Source organism: Nocardioides nematodiphilus, assembly GCF_020216525.1.
Lineage (GTDB): Bacteria > Actinomycetota > Actinomycetes > Propionibacteriales > Nocardioidaceae > Nocardioides > Nocardioides nematodiphilus.
Genome location: NZ_JAIWOY010000011.1, coordinates 25188 through 42625, shown reverse-complemented (window position 1 = coordinate 42625; position 17438 = coordinate 25188). Strand labels below are relative to the sequence as shown.

At 70.4% G+C, this 17438-nt stretch carries 10 protein-coding genes; 4 read left to right on the top strand and 6 right to left on the bottom strand.

The window, feature by feature from the left end; genetic code table 11:
• The first annotated feature begins 5 nt into the window (after window positions 1-5).
• Together KSO98_RS15930 and KSO98_RS15925 are read left to right on the top strand one after the other, a co-directional pair.
• Complete coding sequence (locus tag KSO98_RS15930) at window positions 6-1505, top strand: CCA tRNA nucleotidyltransferase (RefSeq protein ID WP_225286676.1); 1500 nt, start codon at window positions 6-8, stop codon at window positions 1503-1505.
• 39 nt (window positions 1506-1544) lie between these two features.
• Window positions 1545-2009 (top strand): SRPBCC family protein, encoded by a 465-nt coding sequence (locus KSO98_RS15925; protein ID WP_225286675.1) that lies wholly within the window; start codon window positions 1545-1547, stop codon window positions 2007-2009.
• Here the strand turns inward: KSO98_RS15925 and KSO98_RS15920 are convergent.
• Window positions 1967-3721, bottom strand: a complete 1755-nt coding sequence (locus KSO98_RS15920; RefSeq protein WP_225286674.1) for a phosphatidylglycerol lysyltransferase domain-containing protein — start codon at window positions 3719-3721, stop codon at window positions 1967-1969. The two genes, KSO98_RS15925 and KSO98_RS15920, sit on opposite strands and share 43 nt — an antisense overlap.
• 132 nt (window positions 3722-3853) lie before the next feature.
• Here KSO98_RS15920 and KSO98_RS15915 point away from each other — a divergent pair, with 132 nt between their 5' ends.
• Window positions 3854-6832, top strand: coding sequence for a DEAD/DEAH box helicase (locus KSO98_RS15915; protein ID WP_225286673.1), 2979 nt, complete (start codon window positions 3854-3856; stop codon window positions 6830-6832).
• A 4-nt stretch (window positions 6833-6836) separates the two neighbouring features.
• On the opposite strand, the gene KSO98_RS15910 is transcribed toward KSO98_RS15915, so the two are convergent.
• From KSO98_RS15910 to KSO98_RS15900, 3 genes are all read right to left on the bottom strand, one after another.
• On the bottom strand, window positions 6837-8051 hold the full coding sequence (locus KSO98_RS15910) for an HNH endonuclease signature motif containing protein (protein WP_225286672.1): 1215 nt from the start codon (window positions 8049-8051) through the stop codon (window positions 6837-6839).
• A 284-nt stretch (window positions 8052-8335) separates the two neighbouring features.
• On the bottom strand, window positions 8336-9349 hold the full coding sequence (locus KSO98_RS15905; RefSeq protein WP_225286671.1) for an Abi family protein: 1014 nt from the start codon (window positions 9347-9349) through the stop codon (window positions 8336-8338).
• 198 nt (window positions 9350-9547) lie between these two features.
• A complete protein-coding gene (locus tag KSO98_RS15900; protein ID WP_225286670.1) occupies window positions 9548-10426 on the bottom strand; it encodes a hypothetical protein in 879 nt (292 codons plus the stop codon).
• A 609-nt stretch (window positions 10427-11035) separates the two neighbouring features.
• Here KSO98_RS15900 and KSO98_RS15895 point away from each other — a divergent pair.
• Entirely contained in the window at window positions 11036-13867 is a 2832-nt protein-coding gene (locus KSO98_RS15895) for a beta strand repeat-containing protein (protein WP_225286669.1), read from the top strand.
• Window positions 13868-14133: 266 nt separating this feature from the next.
• Here the strand turns inward: KSO98_RS15895 and KSO98_RS15890 are convergent, their stop codons facing one another.
• Together KSO98_RS15890 and KSO98_RS15885 are read right to left on the bottom strand one after the other, a co-directional pair.
• Entirely contained in the window at window positions 14134-15675 is a 1542-nt protein-coding gene (locus KSO98_RS15890) for a hypothetical protein (RefSeq protein WP_225286668.1), read from the bottom strand.
• A 19-nt stretch (window positions 15676-15694) separates the two neighbouring features.
• Window positions 15695-17230, bottom strand: a complete 1536-nt coding sequence (locus KSO98_RS15885) for a hypothetical protein (protein WP_225286667.1) — start codon at window positions 17228-17230, stop codon at window positions 15695-15697.
• Window positions 17231-17438 lie beyond the last annotated feature (208 nt).

Genomic DNA, 17438 nt, shown 5'->3' with positions numbered 1-17438 from the left:
GACTCATGTCCGCAAGCACGTTCGCCCCGCTCTCCATCGTCGAGGTGCAGCGCCGGGTCGACGCCGAGCTGGACCGGCTCGCGCCCGTGCTCGATCCGCTCGCCGCGCTCTTCGCGGACGCCGGCCACGAGCTGGCGCTGGTCGGCGGCCCGGTGCGAGACGCGATGCTCGGGCGCGCGGTCAACGACCTCGACTTCACCACGTCCGCGCTGCCGGACGAGACCGAGCGGCTGCTCAAGACCTGGTCCAAGGCGACGTGGGACATGGGCCGCGACTTCGGCACCATCGGCGCCCGCGCCCCGATGAAGGTGAGCGGCGGCGACCAGCTCGACGTCGAGATCACCACGTACCGCTCCGAGGCCTACGACCCGGACTCGCGCAAGCCGGTCGTGGAGTACGGCGACAACCTCGCCGGGGACCTCGGGCGGCGCGACTTCACCGTCAACGCTATGGCCGTACGCCTGGCCGGTCCCGGCGGGGTGGCGCGGCAGGTGGAGGACCCGTATGGCGGGGTGATCGATCTGGCCCACGGCGTGCTCCGCACGCCGGGCGCTCCGGAGATGTCCTTCTCCGACGACCCGCTGCGGATGATGCGTGCCGCGCGCTTCGCCGCGCAGCTCGGCTTCACCGTGGACCCGGCGGTGGTGTCCGCGATGACCGACATGGCCGGCCGCATCGGGATCATCTCCGCCGAGCGGGTGCGCGACGAGCTGGTCAAGCTGATCTGCGCGCCGTCGCCGCGCCTGGGCCTGACGCTGCTCGTCGAGACCGGGATCGCCGCCATCGTGCTGCCCGAGCTGCCGGCGCTGAAGCTGGAGAGCGACGAGCACCACCGGCACAAGGACGTCTTCGAGCACAGCCTGACCGTGCTGGAGCAGGCGATCGACCTCGAGCCGCGGCTGGCCGCCGCCGGCGTCTCGGAGGGCCCCGACTTCGTCAGCCGCTTCGCGGCGCTGATGCACGACGTCGGCAAGCCGCGTACCCGCCGCTTCGTCGAGGGCGGTGTCGTCACCTTCCACCACCACGACGTGGTCGGCGCCAAGATCGCGCGCAAGCGGATGAAGGAGCTGCGCTTCTCCAACGACGAGATCGACGCGGTCTGCCAGCTGATCGAGCTGCACCTGCGCTTCCACGGCTACGGCACCGGCGAGTGGACCGACTCCGCCGTGCGCCGTTACGTCCGCGACGCGGGCGACCAGCTCGAGCGGCTGCACATCCTCACCCGCGCCGACTGCACCACCCGCAATCGCAAGAAGGCCGAGCGGCTCGCCCGTACCTACGACGCGCTCGAGGAGCGGATCGGCCGCCTGGCCGAGGAGGAGGAGCTCGGCGCCATGCGTCCGGCTCTCAACGGCGATCAGATCATGGCGCTGCTCGGTCTCAAGCCGGGCCGCGAGGTCGGCGAGGCGTACAAGTTCCTGCTCGAGCTGCGGATGGACGAGGGCGTGCTGTCGGAGGACGACGCGGCCGCGCGGCTGCGCACGTGGTGGAGCGCACGGGATTGAGGCTGGCCGTCGAGGCTACTCGTCAGTAGGTTGGCCCGCATGACTGACTCTCCCGATCTCACCGCCGAGACCACCATCGCGGCCACGCCGGCGACGGTCTGGTCGCTGGTCAGCGACCCGACCCGCATGCCGAAGTGGTCGCCGCAGGTCGTCCGCACGGTCGTCCTGCCGGCGCCGGCCCGCCTGGGCAGCCGGATGATCAACCTGAACAAGAAGGGCCTCAAGCGCTGGCCGACCACCGGCAAGATCGTGCGCTTCGACGCCGAGCGCGAGATCGCCTTCCGGATCACCGAGAACCGCACGATCTGGTCCTTCGAGCTCGAGCCCACCGCCGACGGCGGCACCAAGGTCACTCACCGCCGCCGCGCCCCCGAGGGCATCTCGACGCTCTCGAACGTCCTGGTCGGCGCGCTGCTCGGTGGTCAGGAGCCGTTCCGCGCCGACCTCGAGCAGGGCATGTCTCAGACGCTCTCGCGGATCAAGTCCGAGGCCGAGTCCGCCTGATCACCGTCGGCGGGTGACGACCCGGCGCTGCGTCGGCCGAGCGTCGGCATGCAGAGGAACGCCTCGGCGCGCAGCGCCGCCGTCGTCACCCGCGGCAGGTCGGCGGGCGTACGGAAGACGATGAACCGCGGCACCCACTCGGGCTGGTACTTCGCGTTGGCGCGGTAGAGCGACTCGATCTGCCAGAACCGCGACGCCCAGAGCAGGACCCCGCGCCACAGCCGCTGCACCGGGCCGGCGCCGAGGCGCTCGCCGCGGGCGAAGACGGAGCGGAAGACCGCGAAGTTGAGCGAGACCCGGTCGACGCCGAGGTCGGGGGCGGCGGCCATCAGCCCGGCGACCATCGTCTCGACGACGCCGTTCTCGGTGCCGCGGCTGCGGCGCATCAGATCCAGCGAGAGGCCGTCGGGGCCCCAGGGGACCAGGTGCAGGAGCCCGATCACCCCCTGAGGGCCGGACGCGGTGACCAGCACCGAGTCGGCGTCGGTCGGATCGCCGAAGCGGCCCAGCGCCATCGAGAAGCCGCGCTCCACGGCGCCGTCACGCCATGCGTCGGCGAGCGCGCGCAGCTCCTCGACGCGACCGGCGTCGAGGTCGCGCATCCGCTCGACCGTGATGGAGACGCCGGCGCGCTCGCACCGCGCCACCGCCTGACGTACGCCGCGCATCGAGCGGCCGCTGAGCGTGAACCCGTCGGCGCGGATGATGGCCTCGTCGCCGATCTCGAGGCACTCCAGCCCGGCGCGGTGGAAGGCGGTCGCGCCGCGCTCGCTGGAGCCGAGGGCGGCGGGCGTCCAGCCGTACGCCTTGGCCTCGTCGAGCCAGGCCTCGATCGCCTCCCCCCACGCGGTGGGGTCGCCGATGGGGTCGCCGCCGGCGAGGCTGACGCCGCCGATGACGCGGTAGCTGATCGCCGCGCGCCCGCAGGACGGGAAGACGACGGAGCGGTCGTCGCGCAGGGCGAAGTAGCCGAGCGAGTCGAGCCAGCCCCACCGGGCCAGCAGTGCGCGCACCCGTCCCTGCTCGTCGGCGTCGAGCCGGTGCGGGCCACCGGCGGGTCGCAGCGCGGCCAGGGTGGCGACGAGGAGGACGGCCGCGCCGAGCACCAGCAGCGCGATCGCGGACTGCTCGTACTCGCCGGTGCTGACGAAGGCGACCGGGCCGGGGACGCCGATGAGCCCGAGGTACGCCTGGGCGAGCCGGGCGAGGGTGCCTGTGCCGGCGGCCTCGCCGGCGTCGTCGAGGACCAGCCAGAGGAAGCCGAGCGCACCGGCGATCAGCGGGCCCAGGGTGAGGACGGTGACGACCCGGGCGAGGGAGCGGGGGTCGGGCCGGGCGGAGAACTCCCGGCGTGAGCGCAGCAGCAGCGCGGTGAGGCCGACGCACATCAGCGCCTCCTCGACGTCGAGGCCCTTGACCAGGTGCAGCACGGAGGCGATCGCGGCCAGGATGGTGGCGAGCAGCCAGGCGCGGAACTTGCCGCGGCGCAGCCCGCCGCTGAGCACGATCAGGATCGTGCCGATCGCGGCCGCGCCGGTGGTCGCCGCCGCCGGGAAGATGTCGGGGATCATCTCCTGCACCAGGTGCAGGCGGCCGTGGAACGCGGGGAGCAGCGCGGACGCGACCGACACCGCCCCGACGGTCAGCACGAGCCGGCTGATCCACCGTGGGGTGTGCAAGGCGGCCAGAACGCGTCGTACCCAGGTCGTCACGTGTGGATCGTAGTCTCCGCGAGCGCAACGCACCCTGATCGTGCGGCGGTCGAGCCTCGGCACCCCCTTCGGACCACCCGTCGCCTCGACGCTTCGCGTCGCGCTCGCTCGGTCGCCTAGGCTTGGCGGGTTATGGATCAGCAGCCGGAGCGTTCGTGGGCGCGAGACCTGGGCGGGATGCTCGGTGATCTCGAGGAGCGCTCCTCGCGTACGGGCGCCGCGGCCGTGCCGCTGGCGCTGCAGATCGAGTACAAGGCCGTCGAGAGCCGCTGGTCGACCGCGTCCGGGATCCTGCCGATCCGCCCGCTGCAGTGGGGCGGCAAGGGCTGGATCTCCTCCGGTGTCGGCTGGAACGACATGCAGAGCTCGATGCGCCACGCCGCCGAGCTCGACTCCGCCCAGGTCGCGGTGCTCGCCGATCTCGCCTCCTCGTTCGTGCGCGGGTACGGCCAGCAGAACCCCAACCTGCTCAGCCTCGGCCCGTCGCTGTGGTCGCTGCTGCGCCGGATGCGCGAGGCCGGCATCGAGCTGGTCCCCGGCCCCGGCATCGGCGCGATCGTCGTCATCGAGGAGCCGCTCGCGATCGAGGCCGACCTGATCGCGGACCCCGACGCCCCCGCCGGCGAGGGCGACCTGTCCGTACGCCTCGGCCTCACGTACGAGGGTCTGCGCTGGCCCGGCGTCGGCCGCGAGATCACCGCGATCGGCGAGCCGGCCCACGGGGTCGCGCTGCTGCACCGACCCGACGGCGACCACGGCCTGACGACCGGCCGCACCCTGGTGCTGGCGCCGCTGAGCGACGCGCTTCCGCTGTCGATGCAGCGTCGGCTCAACGCCGCGCCGGTCGTCATCCCTGCCGCCGAGCGCGCCGAGTTCGAGACCGAGTACCTCCCCCGCCTGCGCCGCCAGCTGCCCACCGCCTCCAGCGACAAGTCCTTCGAGCTGCCCGAGATCACCCCGCCGCGCCTGCGACTGACGGTCGCCTGGACCGGCACCCGCGCCGACACCTCCTGGGCGTGGGCCTACGGCACCGGGAGCGGCGCGACCGCCTTCGGCATCGACTCCCGCGACGGCATCGGGTCGGTCCGCGAGCCCGAGGCCGAGACCGAGCTCCTCGCCGCGCTCACCCTCCCGCCGAGCGCCGACGCGGCACTGCGCGACGAGCACGGCGCGCTGCTGCCGGCCCGCTCCTGGACCGACGGCGACCTGGTCCGCTTCGTCGACCAGCTCCTCCCGTCCCTCCAGCACGCGGCCGACCTCGGCGAGTTCGAGCTCGACGAGAGCGGGGAGCGGCTCGACTTCCGCGCCGCGCTGAGCGCGCCGGAGGTGAGCTTCGAGCAGGCCGACGGCGACGGTGGCGACCTGGCGAGCGACCGCGACTGGCTCGATCTCAGGATCACGATCACCGTCGACGGCGAGCCGCTCGCGCTGAAGGACGTCCTGACCGCGCTCACCACCGGCGCGGCCGTCGTCTTCACCGCCTCGGGGCGCCACCTGCCCTCCGACCACCCGGGTCTGGCCCAGCTCGCCGAGCTGGTCGCCGACGCCGGCCAGCTGGTCGACCAGCCCGTCGACGGACTGCGGGTCGGCCGCTACGACCTGGCGCTGTGGGCCGAGCTCGAGGAGCTCGGCGTCGTCGACAACCAGGTCGCCGCCTGGGCCCGTACGGCCCGCGCGCTGCGCGACTTCGAGGGCCTGCCCGACGCGCAGCTCGACGGCCTCGTCTCCACCCCGCGGCCCTACCAGGCCGACGGCATCCGCTGGCTCTCCTATCTGTGGGAGAACGGGCTGGGCGGGATCCTGGCCGACGACATGGGTCTGGGCAAGACGCTCCAGACGCTGGCCCTGATCGCGCACGCGCGCTCCGAGGGCGCCGGTCCGTTCCTGGTGGTCGCTCCGACCAGCGTGCTCAGCACGTGGGTCAGCGAGGCCGCCCGGCACACCCCCGGCCTGACCGCCCGCGCCGTGCTGGCCTCCGCCGCGCGTCGCGAGGAGAGCCTGGCCGACATCTACGACGGCGCCGACATCGTGGTCACCTCGTACACGCTCTTCCGGCTCGAGGCCGACGCCTACCGCGAGCTGTCGTGGGGCGGGCTGGTGCTCGACGAGGCGCACACGGTGAAGAACCACCAGGGCAAGACCTATCAGGAGGTACGCCGCCTCGACGTGCCGTTCCGCCTGGCGCTGACCGGCACGCCGTTCGAGAACCGGCTGATGGAGCTGTGGAGCCTGCTCTCCATCGTCGCGCCAGGGCTCTACGCCTCCCCGAAGCGGTTCACCCAGCAGGTGGTGCGCCCGGTCGAGCAGCAGGGCGACGAGAAGTCACTGGCCCGCTTCCGCCGCCGGATCCGGCCCTTCCTGCTGCGCCGCACCAAGGAGCTCGTCGCCGCGGACCTGCCGCCGAAGCAGGAGCAGATCCTCGAGATCGCCCTCGAGCCGAAGCACCGCCGGATCTACGACACCCAGCTGCAGCGCGAGCGGCAGACCGTCCTCGGCCTGGTCGACGACTTCCAGCGCAACCGGATCGCGATCTTCGGAGCGCTCACCCGGCTGCGCCAGCTCAGCCTCGACCCGGCGCTGGTCGACAAGGCGCACGAGGGCGTCGGCTCGGCCAAGCTCGACGTGCTCGTCGAGCACCTCCACGAGCTCGCCGCCGAGGGTCACCGGGCGCTGGTCTTCTCGACGTTCACCACCTACCTCAAGCGTGTCCAGGCCCGCCTCGACGAGGAGGGCATCGAGACGGTCTACCTCGACGGCCGTACCCGCAACCGGCCCGCGGTGATCGACTCGTTCAAGAACGGTGACCAGCCGGCGTTCCTGATCAGCCTCAAGGCCGGCGGCTCCGGCCTGACGCTCACCGAGGCCGACTACGTCTTCGTCCTCGACCCGTGGTGGAACCCGGCCGCCGAGGCCCAGGCCATCGACCGCGCCCACCGCATCGGCCAGCAGCGCCACGTGATGGCGTACCGGCTCGTCTCGGCCGGCACCATCGAGGAGAAGGTGATGGCGCTCAAGGAGTCGAAGGCCGAGCTCTTTGCGCAGGTCCTCGATGGCGACGGCGCGATGGCCACGGCCATCGGCGCCGAGGACGTGCGCGCCCTCTTCGACTGATGGCTCACCGCCGCAGGTGGAATCGGTAGTCCCCGGTGGGCAGCCTGCTCTGTGCGTATCTGGGGTCGTGGGCGCGCTGGTGGTGGAAACCGCAGTAGAGGAGGCCGTCCTTGATGTCGGTCATCCCGCCTCGGCTCCACGGCGTGAGGTGGTGGGCGTCGCACCAGGCCGCCGGCACCGTGCAGCCCTCGGCGCGGCAGGTCTTGTCTCGCACCCACATCGCCTTGCGCTGCGACGGGCTGAACAGCCGCTGCGTGCGACCCAGGTCCAGAACCCTGCCGTCGCCGCCCAGGACCATCGGGATGATCCCGGCCTCGCACGCGATCCGGCGCGTCTCGGTGGCCGACAGCAGGGTGTCGGTGCCGACCAGCTCGGCCACCCCGACCTCGCGTCGCAGCTGCTCCAGGCCGATGGTGACCACCACGCTGGTGGTGACCCCACCGTGCTTGGGAAGCGTCGTGGGGTCGATCCGCTCCAGCATCGCGCCGAGGGCCTCGGCCATCAGCTTGTCGTTGCGGACCCGCAGCCCTTCGGCGTTGAGGGCGGCGACCCGGGGCTGGGTGAAGGACTCCAGCAGGGTCTTGAGCCGCACGCCGATCGCGTCTGGGACCAGGGCCTGGATCCGGGTGGTGCCGTCGCCCATCTGTCGGATCGAGAGACGGGCGCGGTCCGCGGCGTCCTGCTCCAGGCGTAGGAGCGCGCGGGCCTCGGCGGCCTCACCGGCCTCGGGGTCGATGACGGCGAGGATCGTGCGGCCGAGGCGGCGCAGCTGGGAGGGGGTGAACGTCTCGGCCCACTCACACAGCTGCTTCTCGGCGAGCACCACGTCCTCGCCGGTAGCTTCCTCGGGCAGCTCGTCCAGGGCACGGACGATGACCTCAGCATGCTCCTCAGTGAAGGCGCCAGCCGCGAGACCGGCGCGGACGACCTCCCAGCGCTCCAGCGCCCGGGACAGCCGATACTCGCGGCGGGCATGGACCGGGTCGTACGCGCCGGACGCGACCAGCATCGCCCCCACGTCACGGGCGCACTCCTCGTCAGCCACATCAGAGGCGGCGGCCTCGATCCGCAGCAAGAGCTCGGCGACCTGGCTCTTCACTCGCACCAGCTCCAGGATCGCGGCCCGCTTGTCCGCGGTGGACAGGAACACCGGGTTGGCATCGGCAGCGCTCGTGACCGCAGCACGAAGCCCGCTGACGGCCTCCATGATCCGATGCATCACAACCACCCCGAGACGAGCGAGAGGAGAAGCTTTCTCCCTGTCTACACGCGACCACTGACAGTTTCGGGAGGATGCTTTTGGTTGGAAGGTGATCACACGCATGGTGGCCCGACGGCGCTGTGCCCGGCGCTGGGACGTGACCAAGACACTCGACCGGCACCCGCTGTGCCGCTCATCTCTTCAAAAGGGTGGCTGGGACCGCCGCTTCCAGTACGCAACTGGCTCACAGGCGGCCGCCACGCGATCGTGCGGGTGGCGACGCGGCGGGCGCCGAACGCCCCTCAGCCGGCAGAATTCGTTGGCTCAGGGTCGATGAGGTGCGCGGCCCAGAAAGGATCGTCGCGCCAGTCCTCAGGAATCCCCATTCCCCTCAGCGGTAGATGCGGATGCTCCTCGAGCAGATCGCTGAGTCGCCGAGCCCAGCTGCTGCGAGGCGAGATCGTGTTCAGGATCGATTGCAGGGATACGAGGACGGGGTAAAGCCTCTTGCCGCGCCAGCTCTTGAGCACCGTGTCGTCGTCCAGCCAGGAGACCGCGGCCGACGCGGGCAGCGCGGGATAGACGCCCAAACCGACGTTCCATAGCCGCCCATGGTGCGCACAGATGTTCCGTACGCGGACGTAGGTCCGGAGCCACGAGTCGAGGAGTGCGGTGTTGAGGCCCAACACTGACGCGATCGCCGTCTTGTCGGAGCGGCGCTGCAGGTTGCGGATCAGCCGGTCCAACGCGCCGATCGTCAGGGTTTCGACCATCAGCCATGACGGTGGCAGCTCCGGGTCGCCGTAGGTTGTCAGATAGTGCTCCAGAGCCGAACGAAAGACGAGATGGTCGCCGGTGCCCTCCGCTGCCCGCCGGAGTTGCTCATCGCAGCTCTCACGGACGCCCTTGAGGAACCGACCGTGGTCCCTGGGCTTCTGGAAGTGGCGCGCGTCGGCGTACCAGTGCGGGTCGTCGTAGGTGACCGACATGTGATCAGTCAGCGCGCTGCGGACGGCGACCGCGACACGCTCGAGCGCATCCAAGACGAGAAGGCGCAAGGCGCGGTCGAATACGTAAAGATCAAGCACATCGTCAAACGCCACGCCAGGACGGAAGGTGTGCTCACTGCCTGGAACCTGGAAGGGGATCGTGTACGGCGACAGCCGGTAGTAGCCGATGTGCCGGAGGTATCGCTCGGCACGGCCCGGGTCAGGGACGTCCAGACCGCGCTCGGTCAACCGCTGCACAAGCTGGCCGTGGGTGAGCGGTGGCTTTGCATAACGCTCGGTTCCGCGGGAGCGCTGGGTCTGGGCCACGGAGGATCTCTATCACCTAGGCAAGAAAAATCCCCCTAGTGCGCATCGTGGAGAGGCGAGGGGGATGTAGTGCTCAAGACGATAGCGGTCGATCGACCGCGGCGACAAGAACACGCCCGGCGGTAGCGTCTGAGTTCTACGACAGGTCAACGCGTCGGCCCACCCGGCGCGGATAGCCGGCGCAGATGCCTGCCGCCGTCAGCGCAGCGGTACCGATGACAACTGTACGGTGACGTCCACGTAGCCGTGGGCGCGCAGGAGGTCCTCGATGAGTCCTACGTGTTCGCGCGCGTGCTTCGGGCCGAGCGTGACGGAGCGCAGTGGCAGAGGTGCCGCTTGTTCGGCGGGGAGGACCTGTGCTGGCCTCCAGCCTTCGGGTGGCACTCCCAGTGGCAGGTAGCTCACGATGCCAGCGGCACTCGCCCGATACCGGATGTGCTTGCTCCCGGCATCGAACGTTGCGACGACCCGCCGCTCGTGCTCGCCGGAGAAGCCCGGCGACTTCACTTGGTGCGCCAGTGTCGCGAGATCGCGCTGTGCAGCCATCTCGAGGCCAGCGACGTAGTCGTAATCGTCATCGACCATGTCGAGAGGCTCCTGGTCGAGTTGGAGCCCAAGCCGCTCGACGGTTTCACGAACTGGCCCGTCGCTGTAGATGGCGTCGGCCCACGGGGTGATCTCGTTGAAGTCGCCGATACTGACGAGCCGGGATGCTGTGGTTCCAACCCGACCTACGGCCTCGAGGCGCCGCGTGACGCCGAGCTCCAAGGAATAGCCGTAGCCGTTGGACCCGTAGCGGTCCCACTGAGATGCGTCGTCGCCTCGAGTCGAGCCGCTCAGGACGAACACGCGATGCTGAGCGTGGGCCGGATCGATCTCTCGCAGGAACTCGGTTCCAGGGCTGCTGGGCAGCTCATCCAGCACCTCTCGGATCGCCGCCCAGCCCTGGGTGACCTCCGCGCGGTCGTTCAGGCCGGCGGCCGAAGAAGCCCACAACGCGTGGCTGCTGACGATGCCGAGCAGGCCATGGCTGTCGGTGTAGTGGAAGATCGATTCAGTCGTCCGGCCGTGGTTCATCCGACTCCCTATCCTGCTGCTGCGGTGAGCGTCAGGTTAAATGGGTGTGGTTCCCGGAGCGCGGTGGGCACGGCACACCCCAGCGCCGCAGTACGACCGAACGCGGGCACGGAGATGGTGTCGTCAGCGGAATGAGCGGAAGCCATCCGCCCCTCGCTAGGAAGCGGGTGGTCCGTAGCGACGCGCTGGTTGAGGTGCGGGCCGTGGGGTCGAGCGGCAGTTGAGGTGCGAGCGAAGCGATCGACGAAGCCCCAGCTTCCTGTGGCGACCCTGGCAACCGACGCTCGCCCGACATAAGCGACGCCTGTGAATGTGAAGATTCATGCATTTTGGGGAAGTTGGCCACAAAAAGTCCTCATGTCCTCGCGCGACGTGGGAACTTCACGAACATCACGGCAGAAAACGCGTAACCCCTGGGTGACGACCCCGTTGTGAGGTCGCGACCGGACCCAGCTCGGTCTTTTTTGCATGTGCACTGGATCACGCGCAAGAAGGCAACGCCGCTGCTCGCGAGTCCCTAACTTTCGAGGCAATGAGGTTTCCCTTTGCCTTCGGACATTCGTGTCTGTCCGCCGGGGTTCCTCTTCATAACCCGGAAGGATTCATAGAATGACTCGCAGCGGCATCAAGCGGGGCCTGGCCATCTCGGCCGTCTCCGCTCTCTCCATCGTCGGCCTCCCGGCCGCCGCCCACGCAGCTACCGACCCCGGTTACTCCGGCGTCTCGGAGACCGTCTCGGCCACGACGACTGGCGCGTTCCAGTACGTCACGGTGACCGGCAAGGTCACCCCGAAGACCGGCGTCGACATGACCGCGGGCAACACCATCACCGTCACGCTCTCCGAGCCCCTGGCCGCGGGCACCACGAAGGTCGGCACCGCCGCCTTCGACGTCCAGGACGACATTGCCGGCGCGGCCGTCACCGCTACGTCGGGTGGCACGCAGACCGCTGGCACCGTCGCTGCTGGCGGCGAGACGGTCTCCGGCGTCTACAAGGTAGTGGTGGACAAGGACGGGAACTTCAAGTTCCGCGTCGGTGCCGCCGACGCCGGCGCGCTGAAGATCACCACGGGTGACGCGAGCGTTGGCGGTTCGACCAACAACACCGTCACCGTCTCTGCGCTGTCCTCGGGCGCCGCTTCGGTCAAGAAGGTTGTCGTCGCTCCCAGCTCCGTCAACCAGTACGACACGGACGCGGCTCCGACCTACACCGCGACTGCGCTCGACGTTAACGGCCTGCCGGTTCCCGGCGTCGCGATCGACGCGACCCTCAACGGCGCTGACGTGACCGACAACAACACCACCAGCGCTGCCTTCGGCACCGTCGGCCAGCAGGACTTCACGATCGCGGAGTCGGGTGCCGGCAAGACCGACGCCATCGTTTTCTACGTGGACGCTCCCGCCAGCACGAAGGTCGGTTACGACGCTGCGGACCCGCAGGCCGCCGTCACCGCCAAGTTCACCACGGCTCCGGTTGTCGGCACGGATGTGGACGCGGCGAAGACCGCTGCCAGCCTGACCGCCGACTCGGCCCTCCCGGCTGACAAGGCCGCGGTGTCGATCCCGGTCAGCTTCACGCTGCTCAAGGCCGACGGCAAGACCGTCGTTCCGAACGCCTCGGTGCGCCTGACCTACACCGTTGCCGGTGTTTCCACCCCCGTCGTCGTCCAGGCGGACGCCGCGGGCAAGGTTTCCTACAGCGTTCCGGTCACGGCCGACCAGGCTGTCGCCGGCACCACGGTGTCCGTCGCTGCGTCGATCTCCACCACCAAGACCGGTGCCCTCGGTGCGAACACGACGCTGTTCACCGCCACCCAGGTCGCGCACTTCGACGCGCGCAACGTGTACGTGTCCTCGAACGGCTCCGCTGCGGCGACCGCGACGGCCGACGTTTACGTGACCGCCGGCGGCCCCGTCAGCATCCCGCTGGCCGTCGCCGACCAGTTCGGCAAGCCGGTTGCCTCTGGCACCCTGGCCTACAGCCTGACGCACGCCACCACGGACCGTGGTAACGACGTCGCTCCGGGTACCCCGAAGTCGATCGCGATCTCCAACGGTGTCGCGACGATCTCGTACACCGACCTGGACAAGAACGGCGCGGTCAACACCGACCTGGACACCATCACCATCAGCGACCCGTTCGGTGTCCTCGGTGCTGCCCCGAACGGTGCCCTGACGATCAAGGTTCACTACCTGAAGTCGGTCACCCCGGACGCCACCAACACCAAGTTCGGTGACATCGACCTCACCGGCCTGGCTGCCAAGGGCTTCGCCTACACCGCTGCTGCCGGCAACTACGACAACGTCGACCCGAACGCAGCAGCTGCCGCTGGCAAGCCGACCGTCGGTGCTGTCGTCTCGGCCGACCCGGCGAAGCTCGTCGCTGGCACCAACGGCGCTGGTGCCGCTGGCGTGGCTCCTCTGCTCGGCGCTGCCGACCTCGGCTACAACGTCCGCGCGATGAGCTCGGACGCGTCCCCGGTCGCCATCCCGGGCGCTTCTGTGACCTACTCCGCCCCGGGTGGTGTCCTCATCGACGCCCAGACCGGCACCGCCGCCCTCGGCAGCATCACGATCAAGACCGACTCCAACGGTGACGCTCCGGTGATCCTCACCGCGGTCAAGGCTGGCGTTGTCACGCTGACCGCGACCTCGGGCGGCTTCGTCCACGCGTTCAACCCCGTTTCCTTCGACGCCGACCTCGCGTACAACCTCTCGCCGGTGGCGTCGAACCCGACCTCGATCGTTCCGGGTGACACCGCGAAGTTCCTCTTCACGGTTACCGACCAGTTCGGCAACCCGATTTACGGTTCGGGTGCCGACGGCATCAACCCGAACTTCACGGGTGCGAACCTGAACACCGACTGGGACGTCTCGACCGGCCTGGCGAGCCAGCCCGGCACGATCACCAACGGCTCGGGTATCGACTCGCACAGCCAGTTCAACGTGCAGGTCTCGACGACCTCCAACGAGTCGGGTGCTGGCAGCCTGGTTGTGAAGCCGGTCACGCACGGCGGTACCACCGGCTGGCAGGCCACGGCCTACAAGCCGACCGGTGCCCCGGCCGCGCTCTCCGCGCTGCTGAGCAGCTTCACTGACCCGGCCGGCGCCGGCGTCACGCAGGCTTTCAAGGTTGCTGCTGAGGGTCCGACCGCCGCCGAGCAGAAGCTCGTCGCGGACACGGCCAAGCTGGCCACGGACAAGGCTGCGCTCGCGTCGGCCACGTCCAAGCTGGCGAAGGCCAAGGCCACCCTGGCCAAGGACAAGAAGGCCGTCAAGCACGCCAAGGGTCACAAGAAGGCCCAGCTGAAGAAGGCCATCAAGAAGCTCAAGAAGGCGATCTCCGCTGACAAGAAGGCCGTCTCGGCTGCCACCAGCGCCGTCACCGCCGACAACAAGGCCATTGCCGCCGACAAGGCTGCTATCGCCGCCGGCAAGTGAGCCCCCGTCTGACTGAGTGAGACCCTCTGGGGCTGCGCCTAGCGCGTGGCCCCAGAGGCTCGCCAGATCAGACAACTTCCCATACACGGGACCACAGACGCGGTCCGGAGCGTGTGTGTGCTGCCGCTGCGGCACACACGCTCCGGACCGCCTGGGCCATTCTGGAGTATCCAGAATGGTTTCTTTTGCATTTCCGGAAGATCTGAGCATGCAGCAGCGGCGCGTCGGACGACCCCGACAGGCGCTGGGAGACCGGTTCTAGCGCCTCAGGCCTCGACGCGAGCGCCGTTGGAGCGCCACCAGGTGGCCATCCTCTGGGCGCGCTCATCGAGCTTCTTCGTGCCGGTGGGGCGCAGGGTGTCGAGCATGCCGAGCATGCCGAGGGCGTGCACGGTGGCGTCGACCATCTCGGGTGAGTCCTGCAGGGCGCTCACCCGCGCCAGGTCCGCCCGCGACAGCGGATCACGCTGACCCGCGAGGGCCGCGGTGATCTCGGCGCGGCGGCGGGTGTCGCGCGCCGACTCCGCGATGTGGAGCAGCTTCGCGCCGTCCTGGGCCTGGAGGAAGTGCGCCATCCGGGCGGCAGCACGGCCGGCCGGATCGTTCGTCTTCAGGTTGCGACCGGCGAGATCGAGCGCGGCGTTGGCCAACCCGAGGCGGTAGGGCGAGGCGTCGAGGACGCCGTACGCGGCCCTGATGCGCCGGGCCGTGGGGTGGAAGAGCGCGTCCGCGGTCAGCGAGACGAGCATGGCGTCGGGCTCGCCGTCCCAGCCGCCGTGACGGCCGTGGAGCGCAGCCTGAGCCGCGGCCGCGAGGCCCGCCGCGATGCTCCGCTCGGCGGCGCTGACCAGGATCGGCTCGGCCGTCCCGAGGTTGGCCAGATGCGCTCTGAACTGGGCGGATGCCTCCGGCAGCTGCTCGGCCAGGGCCAGCAGCGAGCGATCGCGGGGCAGCTCCTCGAGCAGCTGCACCAGCGCCTTCTCGAGTGTCGCCAGCTCCTGGCGGGTGCGCGGCTCGTCGCCGGCGTGGCGGATCGCGACGTCGATCGCGCCCATCCGCACCGGCAGCGCGCCGGTGGTGCACAGGCGCAGCATGAGGTTCCAGGCGCGCGGGCCCTGGAGCGAGGCGAGCAGGCGGACGGCGCCCTCGCGGCGGCGTACCCGGTCGTCGAGCACCAGCGCGCCGACCGAGCGTACGAAGTGCGGCTGGGCGGCCGGGTGGGCGGCGAGCCGGGTCGCGGCGACGGTGCGCGCGACGTACGCGGTGCCGGTGGCGCGCGCCTGCTCGCTCAGCAGCTGGCTGGTCAGCTGCGCCCAGTCACTGGCGCGCAGGTAGACCTCGCGGTCCGAGGCGAGCTCGTCGGTGAGCTCCATCCACTCCGGCCCCGTGGCGTTGCCCGCGAGCATCGCCGAGATCAGCCGGTCGAACTCGGCGGCGCTCTTCTGATGCTTGCGCCGCTGCGGCTCGGGGTCGATCTCCAGCCCGATGGCAGCGCGCAACGAGTGCGGGTCGAGGTCGAGGATCTCCTCGTACGCCCGGATCGCGTCGGGCGGCACGCTCGAGGCGCCCGACTCCCAGCGCGACAGCTTGGACTCGTCGCACGACACGCCCTGGTCCGCGAGCGCGGCGAGGAAGTCGCGCCGGTGCGCGTAGGCGCCGTCGAGGCGCAGCATCCGATTGATGCCCAGCAGCCACGCCAGCCGCGGGCGCTGCTCGGGCACCGATGCCGAGGCAGCGGTCAGGTCGGTGGGGGCCCGGTAGGGGCGGCCCATCCGTCGCTGCGCTCGGGGGTCCGTCTTCTCTGTCATCGCCTCGACCGGGAGCGGCTCAGACCGCGACCCGGGCGCCGGTACGCCGCCACCACTCGGCCGCCGACAGCACGTGTGCGGGCACCTCCTGGGTGGCGAGCAGGTCCGTCAGGCCGTGCATCCCGAGGACGTAGAGGCCCGCGTCGGTCTGCTGCTCGGTCGACCACGGGTGGCTGTGGCGCAGCACGTCATCGATGTGGGCGTCGTGCAGCTCGGGGACGTGGCCCAGTGCGACCATCGCCGCAGCCTGGACCTCCTGGGTCCGCGCGACCGGCGCGCGCAGCACGTGGTCGGTCTCGGCCGGGGTGATGGCGAAGCGGAGCAGCTCGGCGGCACGGCGCGCGACCAGCGGGTCGTCGGCGTTGAGCAGGCCGGCGGCCGCGGCACCGATGCCCGCGGCGTACGGGCTCGAGGCGAGCAGGACCGCGGAGCGGTGACGACGCTCCGAGTGGGCGTGGAAGAGGGCCTCGCGGACCAGGCGCTCCAGCATCGGGTCGGGAGCATCGCCCACCATCGGGGCGCTCTCCTGGGCCGACGCGGTGACGCCGGCGGCGATCAGGCTCGCGGTCGCCGGGGAGGTCAAGGTGGCGTGGTCGAGCAGGAACTGGTGCTGCAGGGGCTCGCCGATCGCCTTGAGGACGCGCTCGCGCGCGTCGGCGTCGAGGTAGCGGAGCAGGTCCGCGTGGAGGCTGCTCTCGGAGCCCTCGGTGCTGTTGCCCAGGAGGTCGATGAGGCCGTTCTCCAGGGCCGCGTTGAGGCCCTCGCTCCAGGTGTTGGCGGCCTGCATGGACCCGATCGCGCGGGCGGCGCCGTTCTGCAGGTCGGCGTCGCCGCTGGCGAGCAGGCCGAGCGCGAGGAACCGGCCGCCTGCGCTGGGCGACTGGGCGAGCGCGGCGATGACGTCGTCGACCCGGACCGCGTGCGGGTCGGTGACGTACTGCCCGATCGCGGCGATCACGTCGTTGTGCGCCATCGGGTGCGCGATCAGCTGGTGCAGCGCGGCCAGCCGGGCGGTGTAGGCGACGCCCACCGACCGGGAGAGCTCACTGATCAGCTGGGTGGCCAGGGAGCGCCACAGCACCGAGCGCAGGTAGATCGCCGGGTGTGCGGCCAGCTCGCTGGTGAGCCGGACCCAGTAGTCGCCGCCACAGGTATCGCCGCCGAGCACGCGCTCCACCAGGGAGTCGAGCGTGCGCTCCGCGGCGGCAGGGTCCTCGGTCGGGGTGGGGGCGGCCGAGGAGCCGATCAGGAGGGTGACGGTGGAGCGGAGCTGCTGGGCCGGCAGGCCGAGGATCTCCTCGTACGCCTGCACGATCACGGGCGAGAGGGAGCCGGCGCCGGACTCCCAGCGCGAGAGCTTGGTGTTGTCGACCTTGAGGCCGCGAGCGATCAGCTCGGGCAGGAACTCCTGCCGGTTGGCGTACGCGCCATCGGCGTAGAGCATCCGCGCGGTGCCGAGCAGCCAGGCGGTGCGGGCACCGGTCCCGCCAGTGACGCTGGACCACGGGGAACTGTCCAGCGGCGGACGGTACGGACGGCCACGGCCGCGCGACATCGACGCCCGCTCCACTCGCCCTGCTTTCCCCACTGACGGCACAACCCTTTAACGGTGGCGGCTACCCGTGGGTCACTCACCCTTCTTGCACGAGGTTAAGACGCTATGCAAGAAATGTTTGGAGCGGGGCGAGAATGGGGATATCCGGGACGTCCCGGTCTAGTGCGGTCCGGGTGTCTGTGAATTCGCCCAGAATCCGGACAAGTGG